This window comes from Klebsiella sp. P1CD1 (assembly GCF_003790505.1).
GTDB classification, from domain to species: Bacteria; Pseudomonadota; Gammaproteobacteria; order Enterobacterales; family Enterobacteriaceae; genus Klebsiella; species Klebsiella variicola.
Window position 1 is genome coordinate 1,499,557 of record NZ_CP033631.1, and the last position, 15,033, is coordinate 1,514,589.

At 52.0% G+C, this 15,033-nt stretch carries 25 protein-coding genes; 1 reads left to right on the top strand and 24 read right to left on the bottom strand.

All coding sequences use genetic code 11. The features are described 5' to 3' along the window. Window positions 1–67 precede the first annotated feature (67 nt). The 3 genes from ypdK to DTA24_RS07520 form a co-directional block, all read right to left on the bottom strand. Window positions 68–139, bottom strand: a complete 72-nt coding sequence (ypdK, locus tag DTA24_RS07510; RefSeq protein WP_099119320.1) for a membrane protein YpdK — start codon at window positions 137–139, stop codon at window positions 68–70. A gap of 338 nt (window positions 140–477) precedes the next feature. Beyond that, entirely contained in the window at window positions 478–1,674 is a 1,197-nt protein-coding gene (locus DTA24_RS07515) for a cyanate transporter (RefSeq protein WP_046621462.1), read from the bottom strand. Further along, on the bottom strand, window positions 1,671–2,129 hold the full coding sequence (locus tag DTA24_RS07520; protein WP_008803896.1) for a nucleoside deaminase: 459 nt from the start codon (window positions 2,127–2,129) through the stop codon (window positions 1,671–1,673). Before DTA24_RS07520 ends, DTA24_RS07515 begins: the two co-directional genes overlap by 4 nt. A 132-nt stretch (window positions 2,130–2,261) precedes the next feature. Between DTA24_RS07520 and cynR the strand changes: the two genes are divergently transcribed. Further along, a complete protein-coding gene (gene cynR / locus DTA24_RS07525; RefSeq protein ID WP_008803897.1) occupies window positions 2,262–3,203 on the top strand; it encodes a transcriptional regulator CynR in 942 nt (313 codons plus the stop codon). Here the strand turns inward: cynR and DTA24_RS07530 are convergent. The 21 genes from DTA24_RS07530 to DTA24_RS07650 all read right to left on the bottom strand — a co-directional run bounded on the left by DTA24_RS07530 (window position 3,200) and on the right by DTA24_RS07650 (window position 14,931). Next, complete coding sequence (locus tag DTA24_RS07530) at window positions 3,200–4,060, bottom strand: hypothetical protein (RefSeq protein WP_060876325.1); 861 nt, start codon at window positions 4,058–4,060, stop codon at window positions 3,200–3,202. The genes cynR and DTA24_RS07530 overlap by 4 nt on opposite strands. A gap of 377 nt (window positions 4,061–4,437) precedes the next feature. After that, on the bottom strand, window positions 4,438–4,920 hold the full coding sequence (locus tag DTA24_RS07535) for a WbuC family cupin fold metalloprotein (RefSeq protein WP_008803899.1): 483 nt from the start codon (window positions 4,918–4,920) through the stop codon (window positions 4,438–4,440). An 878-nt stretch (window positions 4,921–5,798) separates the two neighbouring features. Continuing rightward, window positions 5,799–6,428: an Eac protein gene (locus DTA24_RS07545; protein WP_123836627.1), complete on the bottom strand. Its 630-nt coding sequence runs from the start codon at window positions 6,426–6,428 to the stop codon at window positions 5,799–5,801. Window positions 6,429–6,448: 20 nt separating this feature from the next. Further along, entirely contained in the window at window positions 6,449–6,658 is a 210-nt protein-coding gene (locus DTA24_RS07550) for a hypothetical protein (protein ID WP_123836628.1), read from the bottom strand. Window positions 6,659–6,716: 58 nt separating this feature from the next. After that, the gene (locus DTA24_RS07555) at window positions 6,717–6,974 is read right to left on the bottom strand and encodes a DNA polymerase III subunit theta (protein ID WP_123836629.1); all 258 of its coding nucleotides are present in this window, start codon (window positions 6,972–6,974) and stop codon (window positions 6,717–6,719) included. Between the two features lie 45 nt (window positions 6,975–7,019). Beyond that, on the bottom strand, window positions 7,020–7,253 hold the full coding sequence (locus tag DTA24_RS07560) for a hypothetical protein (RefSeq protein WP_123836630.1): 234 nt from the start codon (window positions 7,251–7,253) through the stop codon (window positions 7,020–7,022). Window positions 7,254–7,298: 45 nt separating this feature from the next. Beyond that, window positions 7,299–7,535 (bottom strand): hypothetical protein, encoded by a 237-nt coding sequence (locus DTA24_RS07565; protein WP_123836631.1) that lies wholly within the window; start codon window positions 7,533–7,535, stop codon window positions 7,299–7,301. Between the two features lie 84 nt (window positions 7,536–7,619). After that, window positions 7,620–7,922 carry a hypothetical protein gene (locus DTA24_RS07570; RefSeq protein WP_123836632.1) on the bottom strand — a complete coding sequence of 101 codons (303 nt, stop codon included), beginning with the start codon at window positions 7,920–7,922 and terminating at the stop codon, window positions 7,620–7,622. Further along, on the bottom strand, window positions 7,919–8,704 hold the full coding sequence (locus DTA24_RS28715; RefSeq protein WP_227540384.1) for a hypothetical protein: 786 nt from the start codon (window positions 8,702–8,704) through the stop codon (window positions 7,919–7,921). The genes DTA24_RS07570 and DTA24_RS28715 overlap by 4 nt, the downstream gene beginning before the upstream one ends. Beyond that, window positions 8,701–8,994 (bottom strand): hypothetical protein, encoded by a 294-nt coding sequence (locus DTA24_RS07580; RefSeq protein WP_123836633.1) that lies wholly within the window; start codon window positions 8,992–8,994, stop codon window positions 8,701–8,703. Before DTA24_RS07580 ends, DTA24_RS28715 begins: the two co-directional genes overlap by 4 nt. Beyond that, entirely contained in the window at window positions 8,994–9,827 is an 834-nt protein-coding gene (locus tag DTA24_RS07585; RefSeq protein WP_123836634.1) for a hypothetical protein, read from the bottom strand. The genes DTA24_RS07580 and DTA24_RS07585 overlap by 1 nt, the downstream gene beginning before the upstream one ends. Beyond that, window positions 9,824–10,030, bottom strand: a complete 207-nt coding sequence (locus tag DTA24_RS07590) for a hypothetical protein (protein ID WP_123836635.1) — start codon at window positions 10,028–10,030, stop codon at window positions 9,824–9,826. Before DTA24_RS07590 ends, DTA24_RS07585 begins: the two co-directional genes overlap by 4 nt. A 212-nt stretch (window positions 10,031–10,242) precedes the next feature. Next, window positions 10,243–10,584 carry a hypothetical protein gene (locus DTA24_RS07600; protein WP_123836637.1) on the bottom strand — a complete coding sequence of 114 codons (342 nt, stop codon included), beginning with the start codon at window positions 10,582–10,584 and terminating at the stop codon, window positions 10,243–10,245. Window positions 10,585–10,764: 180 nt separating this feature from the next. Then, entirely contained in the window at window positions 10,765–11,163 is a 399-nt protein-coding gene (locus DTA24_RS07610) for a phage protein NinX family protein (protein WP_123836639.1), read from the bottom strand. Continuing rightward, window positions 11,163–11,339, bottom strand: a complete 177-nt coding sequence (locus DTA24_RS07615; protein WP_123836640.1) for a DUF2737 family protein — start codon at window positions 11,337–11,339, stop codon at window positions 11,163–11,165. The genes DTA24_RS07610 and DTA24_RS07615 overlap by 1 nt, the downstream gene beginning before the upstream one ends. A 66-nt stretch (window positions 11,340–11,405) precedes the next feature. Beyond that, entirely contained in the window at window positions 11,406–12,173 is a 768-nt protein-coding gene (locus tag DTA24_RS07620) for a dcm methylase (protein WP_123836641.1), read from the bottom strand. Next, on the bottom strand, window positions 12,170–12,394 hold the full coding sequence (locus DTA24_RS07625; RefSeq protein WP_123836642.1) for a hypothetical protein: 225 nt from the start codon (window positions 12,392–12,394) through the stop codon (window positions 12,170–12,172). The genes DTA24_RS07620 and DTA24_RS07625 overlap by 4 nt, the downstream gene beginning before the upstream one ends. Then, window positions 12,391–12,663, bottom strand: a complete 273-nt coding sequence (locus DTA24_RS07630) for a DUF5405 family protein (RefSeq protein WP_123836643.1) — start codon at window positions 12,661–12,663, stop codon at window positions 12,391–12,393. Before DTA24_RS07630 ends, DTA24_RS07625 begins: the two co-directional genes overlap by 4 nt. A gap of 306 nt (window positions 12,664–12,969) precedes the next feature. Continuing rightward, window positions 12,970–13,452, bottom strand: a complete 483-nt coding sequence (locus DTA24_RS07640; RefSeq protein WP_123836645.1) for a siphovirus Gp157 family protein — start codon at window positions 13,450–13,452, stop codon at window positions 12,970–12,972. After that, on the bottom strand, window positions 13,445–14,338 hold the full coding sequence (locus DTA24_RS07645; protein WP_123836646.1) for a RecT family recombinase: 894 nt from the start codon (window positions 14,336–14,338) through the stop codon (window positions 13,445–13,447). Before DTA24_RS07645 ends, DTA24_RS07640 begins: the two co-directional genes overlap by 8 nt. Window positions 14,339–14,622: 284 nt before the next feature. Further along, window positions 14,623–14,931 carry a hypothetical protein gene (locus tag DTA24_RS07650; protein WP_123836647.1) on the bottom strand — a complete coding sequence of 103 codons (309 nt, stop codon included), beginning with the start codon at window positions 14,929–14,931 and terminating at the stop codon, window positions 14,623–14,625. Window positions 14,932–15,033 lie beyond the last annotated feature (102 nt).

Below are 15,033 nucleotides of genomic sequence, written 5' to 3' on the forward strand. Positions count from 1 at the left end.
TTCGGCGAATACGCCATAACAAAAACGGGAGCCAGTGGGCTCCCGTTTTTTTTGACACCGCTGCAGTCTAGATCATCAGGGCAAAAGTACCGGCCCAAACGATGACCATAAAAGAGAGGCCCATAAAGAAGTATTTCACGATTCATCACTCCACGCGCTTGTGCGACGTTCAAATGAATTAATTGTTCTGTTATTCCTGGGCTGTCGCAGGTGAAAAATCACGTTGCGGCAGCTCGCAATTCTGTGCGCTTTGTGCTCCAGATGGCGCTAATGTACGCCTAAAAAATGAGGGAAACAAGGGGCATTTTTTTATTAATTTTTAGTTACTTAGGAGTGTCGTGATTCGGCGACACATTAATTTCACCCGGTAATAAATTTCACGCCAGCGACGCTGTTAAAACGGATTTTGGCGATGGGCAAAATGGAGGACGGCCAGCGAGGGCGCGCGCAATTTCTTTGCTACGCGCCGCCGCCGATTTAATGCTGGTCAGAGGCGCGCGGCCGCCACTCGGCCGGGTAGTGAGCCGGGATAAAGCGCAGTGTGAGCGCCATGAGTAGCAGGACGCAGAGCGCATGCCAGGACCAGTCAAGCGTGTAGTTCCCGCTCAGGCTACGCAACAGGCCGGAAAGCCAGGGGGAGAGGCCTGCGATGATAAATCCGATACCCTGCATAAACGCCACCAGCCGGCCGGCTACCGCCGGTTGTCCGGCGTGATCCAGCGCCAGCACCAGGCACAGGGGAAAGGCGCCACCCAGACCCACTCCACAGGCGATGGCCCACAGCGCTGGGACGTGCTGCGGCAGCCAGATGAAGCCGCAGAAGCCAATGAGCTGTAGCGCCAGCGCGAACAGCAGAAGCTGGCGTCGGTCATCCTGGCGAGCCAGCGCCGGGAGCAGCAGCGCCCCCGCGGTTTGCCCGACGGTCAGCAGCGCCAGCAGTGAGCCGCTGTACTGGGCGCTATCGCCAAGCTGGATATAGTAGGGCGGCAGCCAGGCGATCAGACTGGCGTAACCGGCATTGATCAGTCCGAAATAGAGTCCCAGCGTCCAGGCGCGGCGCTGGCCAATAATCGCGACCCGGGGGGAAGCGCTGGTCTGATGCGGTGCGCGAGGCAATTGCCGGCAAATCGCCAGCCAGCCGAGCAGGGCCAGCAGGGCAGGGAGCGCCCACCAGGCCAGCGCCTGGTGCCAGACCGTACTGCGTGACGCCAGCCATGGCGTGAACGCAGCGCCTAACCCGCCGCCGCCCATCAGCGCCGCCGACCATAGTCCCATCACCAGCGGCGTACGCCGGGCGAACAGATGCTTTATCACCGCCGGGATGGCGGCCTGGATAATGCCGATGCCAATTCCCCCCGCAAGGGCGCTGCTGAGCAGCAAACCGCTATGTGGGGCGCTTTCCCGCAGCAGGGCACCCGCCGCGATAATCAGCAGGCTCAGCGCAATGCTGCGGTTTTGACCAACAGTGCGATCGACCCAGCCGCCGGCCAGCGCCAGCACGCCCATCGCGATGACCGGCAGGGCGGTGAGGAGCGCGACCAGGGTATAGCTCATCCCGCTGGCGGCGCGGATATCCGGCAGCAAGGGACCTATCGAGGTGAGCAGCGGACGCATGTTTATCCCAATGAGTACCAGGACACACAGCGTCAGATTCTGTCGCAGCATGGGCGTCATGGTTGCTGTTCCGCCCAGCGCTGATAAAGTGCCGGCCCCTCCGGCTGCGGGCAGTGGTGGATGGGCAGCGTCTGCCGGGACAGCGGCTGCTGCAGCTGCTGATAAATCGCGGTGGTTGAGAGCTGAAAGGGTTCGCCATCCTGATTACTGTTGGCGAAAAATACTTCCCGCACGCCGGTTAAATAGAGTGCGCTCAGGCACATAGGACAAGGTTGCCCGCTGGCATAGATAACGCATTCGCGCAGCACCTCGCTTCCCAGTCTGGCGGCAAGCTCGCGAACGGCATTCAGTTCGGCATGCGCCGTTGGGTCACCGTTCAGATGAAAGGTATTGACGGCTTCGGCGACAATCTCATCATGCCGCACCAGAACGGCGCCGAAGGGGCGGCCACCGTCAGCAATATTTTGTTTTGCCAGCGCTAATGCGCGCTGGAGATAGCGATCGTCAGCGGACATAGTCACTCCTGCATAAGATGATGTTGATGGTGAAAAACGCAGAGGATGGTAGGTAGAGAGTACGTATCTTGTTTCATAAGTTAAAAGACTTATTTATGATGAGCCCTATTTGAATTGCTTATAGGTAAGCGGATGCTCCTGCGCCATCTTTCCTACTTTATCGCCGTGGCAGAACATCGTGGATTTACCCGCGCCGCCGCGGCGCTCCATGTCTCCCAGCCTGCGCTGTCACAGCAGATCCGCCAGCTGGAAGCGATGCTGGAGGTTCAGCTCTTTGACCGCTCTGGTCGTTATACCCGCCTGACCGATGCCGGAGAGATCTGGCTGGAGTATGCCCGCCGCGTGTTACGCGATCTTGAGGAGGGGCGGCGCGCCCTGCACGACGCAGAAGATCTGCAGCGTGGTAAACTCCGCATCGCCATGACGCCGACCTTTACCACTTACATGCTGGGGCCGCTGGTGGAGGCGTACTATCGACGCTACCCCGGAGTGAAATTGCTTATCCAGGAGATGAACCAGGAACGGATGGAAACGATGCTCCTGGAGGATGAACTGGATGTGGGAATTGCCTTTGGCGAGAGCCTCTCGCGGGATATTGTGGTTCAGCCGCTGCTGACGGAAACCCTCGCGCTGGTGGTGAGCCGTGCGCATCCGCTGGCTCATGAAAGCCACCTGCAGCTGCAGGCTCTTGACGCACAGCCGCTGATTTTACTGAGCAGCGAGTTTGCCACCCGGGAGCAAATCAACCGCTATTGTCGCCGCCATCGGCTCGAACCTGACGTGCGGATGGAGGCCAACTCCATCGGCGCCGTACTAACGGTTATTCGCGGCACGCCGCTTGCGACGCTGCTGCCAGCGGCGATCGCCGGACAGTATGATGACCTCGTGGCCATTGAGCTTAAGCCCGCGCTGCTGCAGCGCACGGCTTGTTTGCTGCAGCGCCAGGGCGCATGGCAGAGCGCTGCGGCGCGCGAATTCATTGCGCTGGCGCGGGAGATCGCTGTAACGCTTGAGCAGGAAAACGGCCAGGCCCTGTATGAGGACCTGCGTCACTTGCCGACGAGCCTGGACTAACGATCGGCTTCGCTGAGGATATCGGCCTCATCGGGCAGGGTATTCTCCCGGAGCATGCCCTCTTCTTTGAGCCTTTCCAGTACGTGATGAAAGAGCTGAGTCTTGTCTGGCTCGGCCATATTCTGTAATTTCTCATTAAATACGGTATGGGACTGAATAAGGTAATGGATAAATTCCAGCAATACCTCATTTTGCGGCAGGACGGTTAATTCCTGATGGATGTAACTGGTTTGTTCCAGCAGCGAATTTTTTGTCACGTCCATAGGCCGGGCGCTAATACTGTGAGCGTATATTTTCTCAATGGCCTGGCTGGTGATATAGATGCGGTTCAATGATATAGCAGAGTATTCGTCTTCATCCGGAATGAAATGACAATAGACAAACGGTTTGTCGGGCAGCATCATGCTGAGTCTGTTTTCGTAAAGAATATCATCAGGCGCCTCCAGTAGCGCCATTAAATTCCGACTGTGTGGGTGCCAGAGTCCGGAGGCGGACACTTTTACGTTAAACTGCGTCACCGTATTTCCGCGTAATGTTTCCACCATCGGAATATCGCCATCAAGCCGCAGAATGCTGCGGATATGGGAGTGGGGTGACCAGAAAGTCTCCACTTCCTCAGCAGAGGCAAGCGGATTAAGCGCGGTGGTCACGTCTTTTTCCTGATGAGAAAGGACGGCTATTTTTAATGTTCCCCGCGTCGGATTAAGCTTCAGACAGAGATTGATCGCACCAATATCATGCCAATGAAGAATGTCTTCAAGTTCGCAGTTTAATAATTTTTGCGCCCGCGCCAGAGAGCAATACTCCATTGGCGGTAAATTATTTAGCTTCCAGATATTCCGTTCTGTAATATTCATAAGAATTGTACGTCGATGAAAAAATAAATCGCCATGGTGAGCAAAAAGCATCGATGACAAGGATTTATTCTTCCCGCTGACTTCCTTTACCTGATTAACAAAACCCATTCACATTGAGAATAATATGTCGATAAGTTGGCTGTTTTTATTGTTTTGCTGCCGCGTATTTACTTTATCCCGTTATCTTATCATCTCTTATTCGTAGAGAAAAATAGTTTGCTCAATATAAGCATTTCTTTCTGGCAGGAATCTTTTTGCAGGAATGTTGAAGGCGAGCACGAGCGGAGTACGAAGAAAGGGACAGTCAATTGGCGACCTTCGTGGTCGGCTGGGGGGGGCAAACAGACGCCAGTCGCGTCTGTTTGGTGTAGCTGTTGTTATTGTGGCGTCGACAGAAAACGGTCACCCGGCTGCGCGATGGCATACCATGCCATCATCTCTGCGGTGCCCGGTTGGCCTTCGGCAGGCGCCCAGGCCATGGTGTCAACTTCGGCAAGCGGCTGATAAGCACCTTGCTTAACTTCAAAAACCATCCCGCCCGGGTCGAGCGAGAGCACCGTATGCCAGGTACCGGCTTCCATTTCCAGCGCCGTGCAGGTTTCACCCAGCACCACCCGGCGGGTGACTACGCCATTGTCATCAAAATTCAGTACCACAAAGCGGCCTTTCAGGGGCAGCAAAAGTTCGAAGGTATGTCTGTGCCGGTGCGGACGGATATAGGTGCCGGGTTCCATCGCAATGGCGAGGCGCTGTACCGGGTCGCTTAGTTCGGGATGAAAATTGCGATGGGCACGCAAGCGCGGGGCACTGGCTGCCGCTTCGCTCTGCTGCTGCATATCGCTGAGGGTGATCTGTTTCATATCAACGCCTGGCTCCTGTATCGTCCAGAGAAGGTTGCACTGGGGTAGTGGCTTATGACTGTTTAAGCCAAGGGGCATTGTACGCGGAATGCGCGTTTTTGTCGGTTTATTGTCTGTGCGATTGACTGGGGCGCCCCTTCCTGTCCTGGCTAATCCACACGTGGATAATTTCGGCAAATTATGATGGCGAGAAGAATATGCCATGGCTGGCGTTTAGGTAATGGTGGGAAATAGCGGTCAACGTTTATATGGTGTCCCCTGCAGACATCGAACATATGATGTAAGTGCAGGGGTTTTATGAGGAATTGCAGATGTGGGGAATTTTATGCCCGCAGTTGTGCCCGCAAAGAGCGGTCACGATGCTTTTTTGAGGTTGGGTAGGTGGCTGAGTTTCCATGCCTGGTAGTCAGCATACATCCATCTTGATGTGCGACCGTACTTGATGGGTTTAGGTAGTTTTCCTGCGTTAATTTGCGAGTAAAAATATTTTGCAGTATAGCCAGCATCCTCCATCATGAACTTCATGTCAATGAGAGAGTCGTCGCGTAGTTCTCGCATGGGCTTTATCTCCGGATAGGGAATCGAACTGAGAAATGAAACAAGAGGGAAGCCTCATCAAGGGTGAGGCTGTGTGATTCCATGGTTACTCCGAGGAGCTTTCAGGTATAGACTTTAGATATAAACGACCTTTTTCTGTGATCTGAAAATTCCCCATGCCAAATCTGGTTGGCTTGATAAAACCAGAGTCCCATAGATCAATTGCTGTTTGTGGCATACCTCGCCAAAATCTGGTTTTCGTTAGAAAGGTGCGAAGCATGTTAATCTCACGCTTTGATAGTTCCGTTTTCATTCTCTATCTCCGATAAAAATAAACCGCCTTATTCGGTGGTCTCTGAGGTTTCGCTGTTTACGATGCCGTAAACCTGACCGTAGGTTAATTTCTGGAAGTTTACGGGGATGGTAATCTCGCCATGCATTTCGTCATTATTATTCGGTATACCAAAAAGAAGCGCGTCATCCCTGCCAGGGTGTTTACCGCCATACGTGGAGAGCATGACAAATCCTAAACCACGTCCAGACTGACCGCCGATTCCAGTGCGCATAATTCCGTAGTGGTTAATAATGTAGTCTTCCCACCGGGGTAATGCCTTTAATTTTCGGTTAGCGTCAGCCATTACGGCATCAAGCTCTTTATTGTATGCTCTTCCTTCTTTTGTGTTTCCCTTTCCGCGAGCGATAACCACGCGTTTGCCATCAAAGAAATCTTCTCGCTTTATGGTTACAGGGCAGGGGAACTGGAAGTCTTTATTCCATGCAAAACCCTGAATTAGCCCGCCTCCACCTCCCCAATTGCTTGTAAGCGTCCATGCTGCTGCGCCAACAGACTCAGCCGCATTGGCAAGGATTGAAGTTCTTTCTTCATTGATAGCGTTGTATCCATCAATGAGTTTTTTCACACCCTCACCTTCAACCATGTAATAGTCGTAGTATTTGCTTTGGTCAGACATTTCTCTCTCCTCAAGAAAATCTATCGGGATGTAGTGTTATCTTTTAGTGCCTGCTTTCCAGCTTCTGTTAACTGGTAAGCGGCAGGAGAGAATCTGGTGTTTTTATTTTTGTCTTCAACTAACCCAAGAGCTTCAAGTTTTTCTCTGGTTTTAGGTTTCCAGTAACTTGGATAGTCTCGGTAATGGTCAATCTCTTTCAGGCAATCAATCTGAGTTTTAGTTAATTTCACTGTCTTTCTCCCAAATAAAAACCCGCACTTGGCGGGTTATGTTTATTCGATGTTTGGTTTACTTCTTCGCGTTCTGCTCAGCCATCTCAATGTAGTGCGGGTCAGTTGCTTTAGGTAGCTCAACGCTTCTTTCCCTGTAGTAGCGGACGCGCTCCATGAAATACTCGCACAGGTGTTCTGGCTGCTCTCTGGCCACCACTTCGGCGACAACTGGCATGTTCAGGCGCTCTTTGTACGCGACGCCGGAGGCTGCCAGGTCAACGTTGACCTTGTCCTGCTCGTCTTTTGTCTTTGATGCGATATTCCACTGTGACATAAAAATCCCCTCTGCTGTGGAGGGGATTATATACCAATACCAACCTCATTTCGGTATAAAGCGATGCCTGGTCAGCCTGGACCCCATCTCCTTGTGCTCCTGCCGCATGGCTTCTCTTGCCTCGTCAAAGCGCCTTTTGCTTTCGGCATCAAATGACAGCACCACTTTTGCGGGATCGAGACACTCAGGCTCCATTTCATTCCTGAATATCACGAAGCTTGTTCCGTACAGCTCAGCCAGTTTCTCAGCCTGCTGCATCCAATCTGGTTTATTATCCATTCGTTATCTCCTGCGCGGCTTTGCGTTCTGCGGGGGATTTAGGCATCAGTCGTCATCCTCATCCCAATCGTCATCCTCATATTCGTCGTCATCGCAGGATGCGAGCAGAGGATTCATCCGCCGCCCTACCCGGCTGGCGTAGCCGCGTCGACCGAGGTTGTGTAGCACGCCGTAGATTTCGAACATTTCGGTTCGTTCATCACCAATATCAAGCTCACAGGCCAGCGTGTGGCATTCAGTAGCGAGTGTCGATATCTTCTCAAGCAGTTCGACCTTATTCACCTTTCACCTCCTGCGCCGTTCTACGCTTAGCTATTGCCAGCAAACAAGTCAGCACGAAAGCGCGGTGCTGTCGCATTCCCTCAGTCATGGTTTTGGCTCCTGCGGGGTGGCTGGCAAATCCATCCATTTGATAACTCCGGTAATGGTGCCATCTGAAGCCCTCCATTCCCCTGATTCGCAGTCATAGCAGGCGGTCCGAATATCACCAAAGCTGGTCATCACCAGATATTTTCCGTTAACTTCAGGAGGGAAATCGCTCAACACATTCCACACTAACGGGCCGTTACCGCTATAAATCTCCAGCAACTCTCTGGCCATCTGGTAGGCGATATGCCTGCGACCAAAGACCCTTGTCACTTCTTTAAGTCGATCGATGGCAATAGTCATTTTCCCTCCCGCTGGGTATCCGGATATGCGCTTCCTTCCTGGCCGGGCTCATTACTGCCAGTGCAGGCGTTTCTGTGGTCATTCGCTCGCGGGCATCTCTTGTTCCCGCAGTCTGGACACACAACGAAGCGCATATCGTTAATGTCCACAGGACGGCATGTTCGGCACCAACAATCAGGCATCCGCTCGCTTACCGGAATCCATTTACTCGGCACGGTAGCGGGTTCACTGCCGGGTGACTGCGTAGAAGATGCGAGCATGGCGGCGCGATAGAAATTACAGCCTGCAACAAAACTCTCAATAGCACCGTGTCCGCCACTCCAGTGATGCACCGCTTTGCCTGACGTCATTTCTGGTGGTACTTCCGGGTGCTGCGCGTGGCGATAGAGCGGCAGCACGTCCACATCACCATCCTTTGCAACAAATTCTGCCCGGCATTTATCGTTTGTGACATGCCATTGCTCACGATAGTGCCATGTCCACGCCACCGGCTCGCTGTCCATTGCGGCCTTACGGCGTTCCTGTAGCTCCACCAAGGCATGGCGCACCACCTGTTTACCTGCTGCGTTAATCCCTGCAGGGTGCTCCAGTGCGTCGATCACGCCCTGCAGGTCTTTGTCTTGCAGTGGCTTGCGGCGTTCCTGTAGCTCCCGCAGACCATCAGTAGCAGTCAGCAGGTCTTGAGCTCCACGAACGTTTGTCCACTTGAGATTGCAGGCGTAATGCTCCAGGCGCTCAATTACCGAGGTAACACGTTCGTCTGTTATGGTTGATTTGGTCATGGTTGACTCCAGTTATCCTCGATAGCCACACCTAATCGGTGCAGCCAGTCGGCAAGTTTGAGCATCGACTCGCGGTAGCTAAGTCCTTCCGGAAAGTCTTTCAGTTCGATAGTTGGTATGAAACGACCGAAACTATCGCGCTCTATCGTCAAATGCTGCTCCAGAACAGTCTGATGAATGCGGCTGTTATGCCGCACCAGGTAAACGGATTTGGAGTCTTTAGCTTTAGGGTCGTAGCGATACTCGGTCAGTATCATCTGGCTTCTGGTGCGATCGGTTCCTCTCCACATCACTCATCCTCCACTTTGATACCTACAACGGAAAGGCACTCAAGAACTAAATTCTTCTCAAGTACTGCCACTTCGCGACAGAAGTCGTCATCCTCAAATTCCGTATACATAGTCTTCGGAAGCCTCACGGATACCTGGCGCTGCTCGTTATACTGACGGCGCATATCCCATCCCCAGCAAAAGAAACCGAAGTAGGTGGCGTTATCTCCAGAGGTCCACCCTTCTGTCGTCACTTCGTCTTTGACCTGTTGCCATGCCCATTTACGGCACTGGTAAGCATCATCATTCTCGAAATAAGTAACAGGAGGAACGGTTTGCAACTCAACACCAACATTCGAATATAAGATTCTCCGCTCCTCCTCGTTCACCGTTTCGTAATATTGTTTATTGCAATCGCACCACTCGACATATCCGTCTTTATGATGGTTATTCATGATAAATTGATAAACAGGCACCAAATCTTTTTCAAGGCTATCGATATGCTTGAGCGCCTTTCCATGCATCACAGATAAACTGGCGTTTTCTTTACTTGCCTTTGTCGCCAGATCATTCTGTTCGCGAGCTATCTTTTGGAGGTAATCAATCTGCGCCTGCAACACCTCGCAGTGGTCTGTTATCCCACGGCATTGAGTTTTCCAGTAGGCTTCCATCCCCTGCGCTTTCTCCAGCGCCTCTACCAGCTCAGCTCCACCGGCCTGATATGCCATCCAGAAACCGTATTTGATATGCGGCACAGCATCGGTATATTTCGAGGATTCGAGATGTTTATACTCGCGCTCCCACCACGCTTCGAATTTCTCTCTCTGCGCCAGTTCGGTGATATCAGTTGTCATGCGGCACGCTCCGCCTTCTGCTTGTTGTATACGGCCCAGCTAAGGGCATCGAGTTTGCGCTGGCCAGCTTTGTCGAAGAGGTGAATGCCGTTTTTGCAGCCATGCTCAGCCTTCACCTTCTCTTCCAGTTGAGCCAGTTGCTCATAGGTGAGCGCTGCCAGTTTCAGGCGGTTCCAGCCGAAGTTAGGGATGCGGTTGCTCATTTGTCGGACACCTCTGTGTTCGCATGCTCTCGAATCTGCTCGATAAGCTCGCTGGCGTTGACCTCAAAGCGAGCTAGCGTTTTGCACCCGCCAACCTTGTCACCCGAAATACGATAGCCATAGTCGTCATTGCTGACGCAGAGAGACAGGATACCGCTCTGGTTATGAGATACCTCGATATAGACGTGATTTGGCTTTAGCATTGAATAACCTCAAGCCGCCTGCTCAACAGACGGCATATATGATTTATAAAGGCTGCAAACCACTCCGGCCTCAATTAACCGCTCATGCAGACATTCATCACTTACACATGCAAACAGAACATTGCCTGAACTTAAATTCAGCTCATCAGGCATGACGATATCCCATGTGAGCATCCATAATTCGCCAATCCACTGGCGGTCTTGTTTGTTTCGTTTGTCGGCTAAGATGATGATGTCGTGACCAGCAGAATAAAGAGAGCGGAGTAAGTCGACGTTGCAGATAATTTGATTGCCTGAATTGTCTCTGAGGGCATCCAGGCTGAAGACGATAAACTTATCGAGTCTTCCCATATCACCTCTTAGTGCATAGTTTTATGCATCACTGGATGTTCCGTTGTTGCCCATTGAAGCTCTTTCTCCGGGTGGGATGAAGGATTGCCATCATCCCATTGAATGAAGTAGTAGGGTGGTGAGCCGTCTTGCTGTTCGAATATGTTCATCACATATCCGCGAATGTCGCCGGATACGTGCTTAACTATCGCGTTCTGAGGGAATTTTGGCATTTTTGGACTCCTGCATTTTCAGGAATGTTATCATTGCTGCTCTGAGCCCATTTTCATGAGCGCTCCAAATGTGATTTGAGCCATTGAAGTAAGCCGCAACTTCGCTTACTGCAAATCGAAGGGAGGAGTTGTCATTGATGATGGTGATATTGTTCTCATCAATAATCGGCCATGCATCTGCTGGGCTGTTGCAATAATCTTTCAGAGATTTTTTGCTATATGCTACTTTCTCTGTTGTTACGTCAGTTGAGCCTCTCACCCATCTTATTCTGTCATTACCAAGGAATTCGATTTTGTACGGCTCCTTCATCAGCGCATTATGCACTGCTGAGTTAATTTCAAAATCTGATAGCTTGCTGTAATCCATCACACCATCCTCTCTTTCTTCTTGCTCTTCAAAATAGCGTCCAGATACTTGTTCTCGTTCACGCTTGGAAAACTGTCGCGCCCGGCCAGCTCTTCCTTCGTTGGCACCTTGTCCATTCTGTGGCGAATTGATAAATCATCAGGGAATATTGTGGGGTCGTAGTTTCTTCCGATCATGATGTTTCTCCGATAGAGAATAGGGTGGCAATTAGACTTTTTTTGCTGCTTAAGCTGATTTTTAAGTTAAGCTGCCTTCCACTTTCTGTTTAGGTGTGGCGCATTTGAAAGGAAAACAGCCCTTGCAAAACCAAGGGGCGTTGCGCTGCGAATGTTGGCGCGCTCGTCGCTGGGCGGACATTCATGAATTCGGTTGTCCGGATACCAGTCGCGGATCAGGTTCTCCCCCTGATAGTGAAACACTTCCAACGCCTTTTTCTTCGACACCATTCGGCCAAAGCACTGTTTCGCACGCTCGATTGCCTGCGACACCTGCGGGTGCATATTCTCTGCCGGTGCCTTGAAGCCGTTACCGGTCCAAAGGCAAGTCTGCTTCGTGTAGTTGTCATCCGCGCACAGCCCGGTGAACTGGTACGGATGAAACGTGTAATCTGCCGAACCGAAGATGCTACTGAACACGCTCACCGGGTTTTCGAATGCCCACGGGCAGCCGGCCGCTAAGCCAACCATCCGGCATTGCTCAGCGACCAGCGCGGCTTTGGCCTGAAAATGCGGGTCTTTGGCGCGCTTGGGCTCGAACCACCGGGAACCAGAAACAGCCACGTCTGTGCATGGCGGAAAGCCCATGACCATAACAACCTCCTCGGCGCGAATAATTTGAGAAAGCCGTTGCATAGCCTCAAGGATGGTTGCCGATATGCGCTCAATAGGGCCATCGTTCGAAGTCTCATGGTGCTGCGGGTCAACCAGAACTGCACGATAACCCGCCTCTACCCAAGGCTTAGCCATGACGCCAGTGATATCGCACAGGCAGATAATGGTACCCTTGCTCATGCTGCGCCAGCCTTGTCTTCATCCATCTTCCAGGCCGTAGCGAGAGCGCCTGCCACCTGGTGGAAGCTATGCTTTACTGCCACCTTTCCATGCTCACCTGTTGGCGAAACCATTTCGATTGTGGTCAACTCCCCGCCGCTCTTAGCGTCAGGGTAAAACTGTGCGACGTCGTTTGTTTCGACGATTACGGACCCGGTTGGGGTATACATTTTCAGTTTCATGACTCCACCGCCTTGCTCAGCTTTTCGCCTAGCGCAAAGATGTATTCGCGCAACTCTTCCAGTGACTGCGCTTCTGACTGAAGAATCCCCCGATGGCACAACTCCTTCACCAGGTGCTCAAACTTGCTGTAGTAGCCAAGACGTGCGAGCGTTTCCTGTCCGGCATTCTTTCCTTCCTTTACGATTTTCTTCTCGTTCAGGATGAGGTCGTGAGTTGACCCGGTGACGACGTATTTTTCACCGAGTTCGATATAAATGCTTTTGCTCATTGATTGGCTCCTGATGGCAGGCCCAGTTGATACCGCTTAGACCTGACGGAATAAATGCTTCGGGAAGTTGATTTGGCTATATCTTCCGCAGTCGAGGACTTAAAGAGAGATAGCTCTTGCGCAGTCCATGGCTTAATTTTCATGTGATAGGTGAGCCTGACCCCCATCCTTGAGGCCTTACCCCATATTGCCGGAATCGTTCTTTCGAGCTTTTCGGCGATCAACTCAGCGGGCATGGTGGCAGATACTTCGCGCAGGAAATCCTCTTCCCACGATTCCCAGGGAATGCATTTCATAGTGAACCGACTATTTGATTAACAGGGTTAACTTGCCTGGCTTTAACTGCACACCAGGGATGACATTACCGGCTTCAAGTTGGTGCTTTATTGCCAGCTTGTTTGGTTTTACGGTGGTTTCGAAATCGACATATTCAGGGGGAATGGCTCCAGCATCGATGATTTCAACCGTTTGCGATGGCGCTCTTATGGTTACCTGGTGTATGCCGGCTCTCAGCTTTTTCTTGCCAAGCATGTCGAGAGATGTGGCGATGTAGGCGTAGATGCTTTCGATTTTATTTTCGATAGCACAAGCCCGGTCTGTGAGTGATTTCGCCTCCTCCCTGAGGCGCTTGGCGTACCCTGTTTCGTTTTTGCAGATGGAAAGGAGCTGCTCTATTTTATCGACCAGTTCGCCTTCCATACCCTCTACGGTGTCTGCAATCATCTCTGGCTCAAGGTCTGAGTCGAGTAGCTTTGCGTACTCGCTGGCAATCTCGTAAAGCTTACTCACTTGGCACCTCCAGCCTTACCTTGCAATCTGCATAGATGGCCTGAACATTCTGCTGCAACTTCATGCCAGCGGTGCGCCGGTATGCTTCGGCAAATACTCGTTTAAGGTCATCCATGGTTTCCGCCCGGGCCATGTCATCACAAAGAGCCTGAACCTGGTCGACGATTTCCTGCTGACGACGGCGCTCATCTTCGCGAATGTCTTCCTCCGACTTATGCGGCATTACTGGCTCCTGAAATACGCCCTCATCTTCATTGAGAAGGTGGATTGCGCTATCCAGGCGCTGGGCCTTAGGCCAGTATTTGCTCGCCCGCTTGACTATGGTTTTGCGGGCCATTTCTTCCCAGAACGTTTTCCACGGGCCGTTTTTAGCCTTGCTGGTTGCCTCTACAGCCTTGATTTCCGCAAGGCTCATCTCTTCCGTGAGATAGTCACCGTCCGCTGTTTTCACCGTGCAATAACCGCCAACTACTGCGCCTCTCTCTCCGAAGGCGTTATATTTGTGAGTCGGTGCTGAGTCCAGGCCGTTTGACTCGTAGGTGTCATTGGCAAAGACCAGTTTGCACTGACCCCACTTAATCGAGCCGGTAGACTGGGCCAGATGCAAAAGCCCCATGTAACTGATGTCGAGACACACCATTCCATCCCGTGGAACCAGGTATGCAAGTTTGCTGGCCGGGTTCAGCGTGATGCCAATGGCGGCCACGTTGATGATGGCGTTCTGCGCGCTCGTTGGATTACCCAGCGCTGTTTTTGCCAGGAAGTCATTTTTCTGGAAATACTGAATGGCAAACTGGCTTTCCTTAGCCCACGTCACGCTCTGGTCAGTCAAGGCGCCGCAGAATAGCGGCTCCTGCTGTTTTACGAACTCTACGATGTAGCTCATTTAACAATCCTTATGGTCATCCCATGGGCCAAATCCACCTACATAAACAAAACCGCTAGATGAATCGCGCCCATGTTTATCGCGCTGAAGTCGCTCAATTGAATTTCTGTCAATGGCCGCCTGACGCATCTCTAATGATTGATGGCCTCTACGACGGCCATATTGCTTCCAATAAGCTGCGCATGACTTACTGCAAAACTGCGCCCAGCCTCTTTTCCTGTCGGCAACTCTGGCAAGGAATTTGTCCGGGCAGCATTTGCAAGTTACCTCCACCATTTTCCCGGTCATGCTGCGTCCTCAAACGAATGGCGGCGGATGAATGCCGCTATTGCGCGCTCGACCACTACACGAGGCCTGAATAAGTCCCACATCGCTGTGCCGGCATAGTCCTGGTAATCACAGTCTTCTTCACTTAGCCACTCAGCTGCGGCCTTCGTGTGCTCGTCTGGTTTGTGGTCTTCGAGCAGGTTAAAAAGCGGCTGCGCTGATGCACACAGCCGCTCAACCTCTTTGTCTATCTCCTGATAATCCGCATCGGTAAACCCGGCGATAATCTGCTTAATTTCGTTTTTATCATTCATGCTCAGGCGCATCGTCTCTCTCCTGTTCATTGTCATGCTCGGATAACATGCCTTGCATGAGGCGAACGAAGTCTTCGTCAGGCATAGAGCTGACGGGGATATGATTGGTCATGG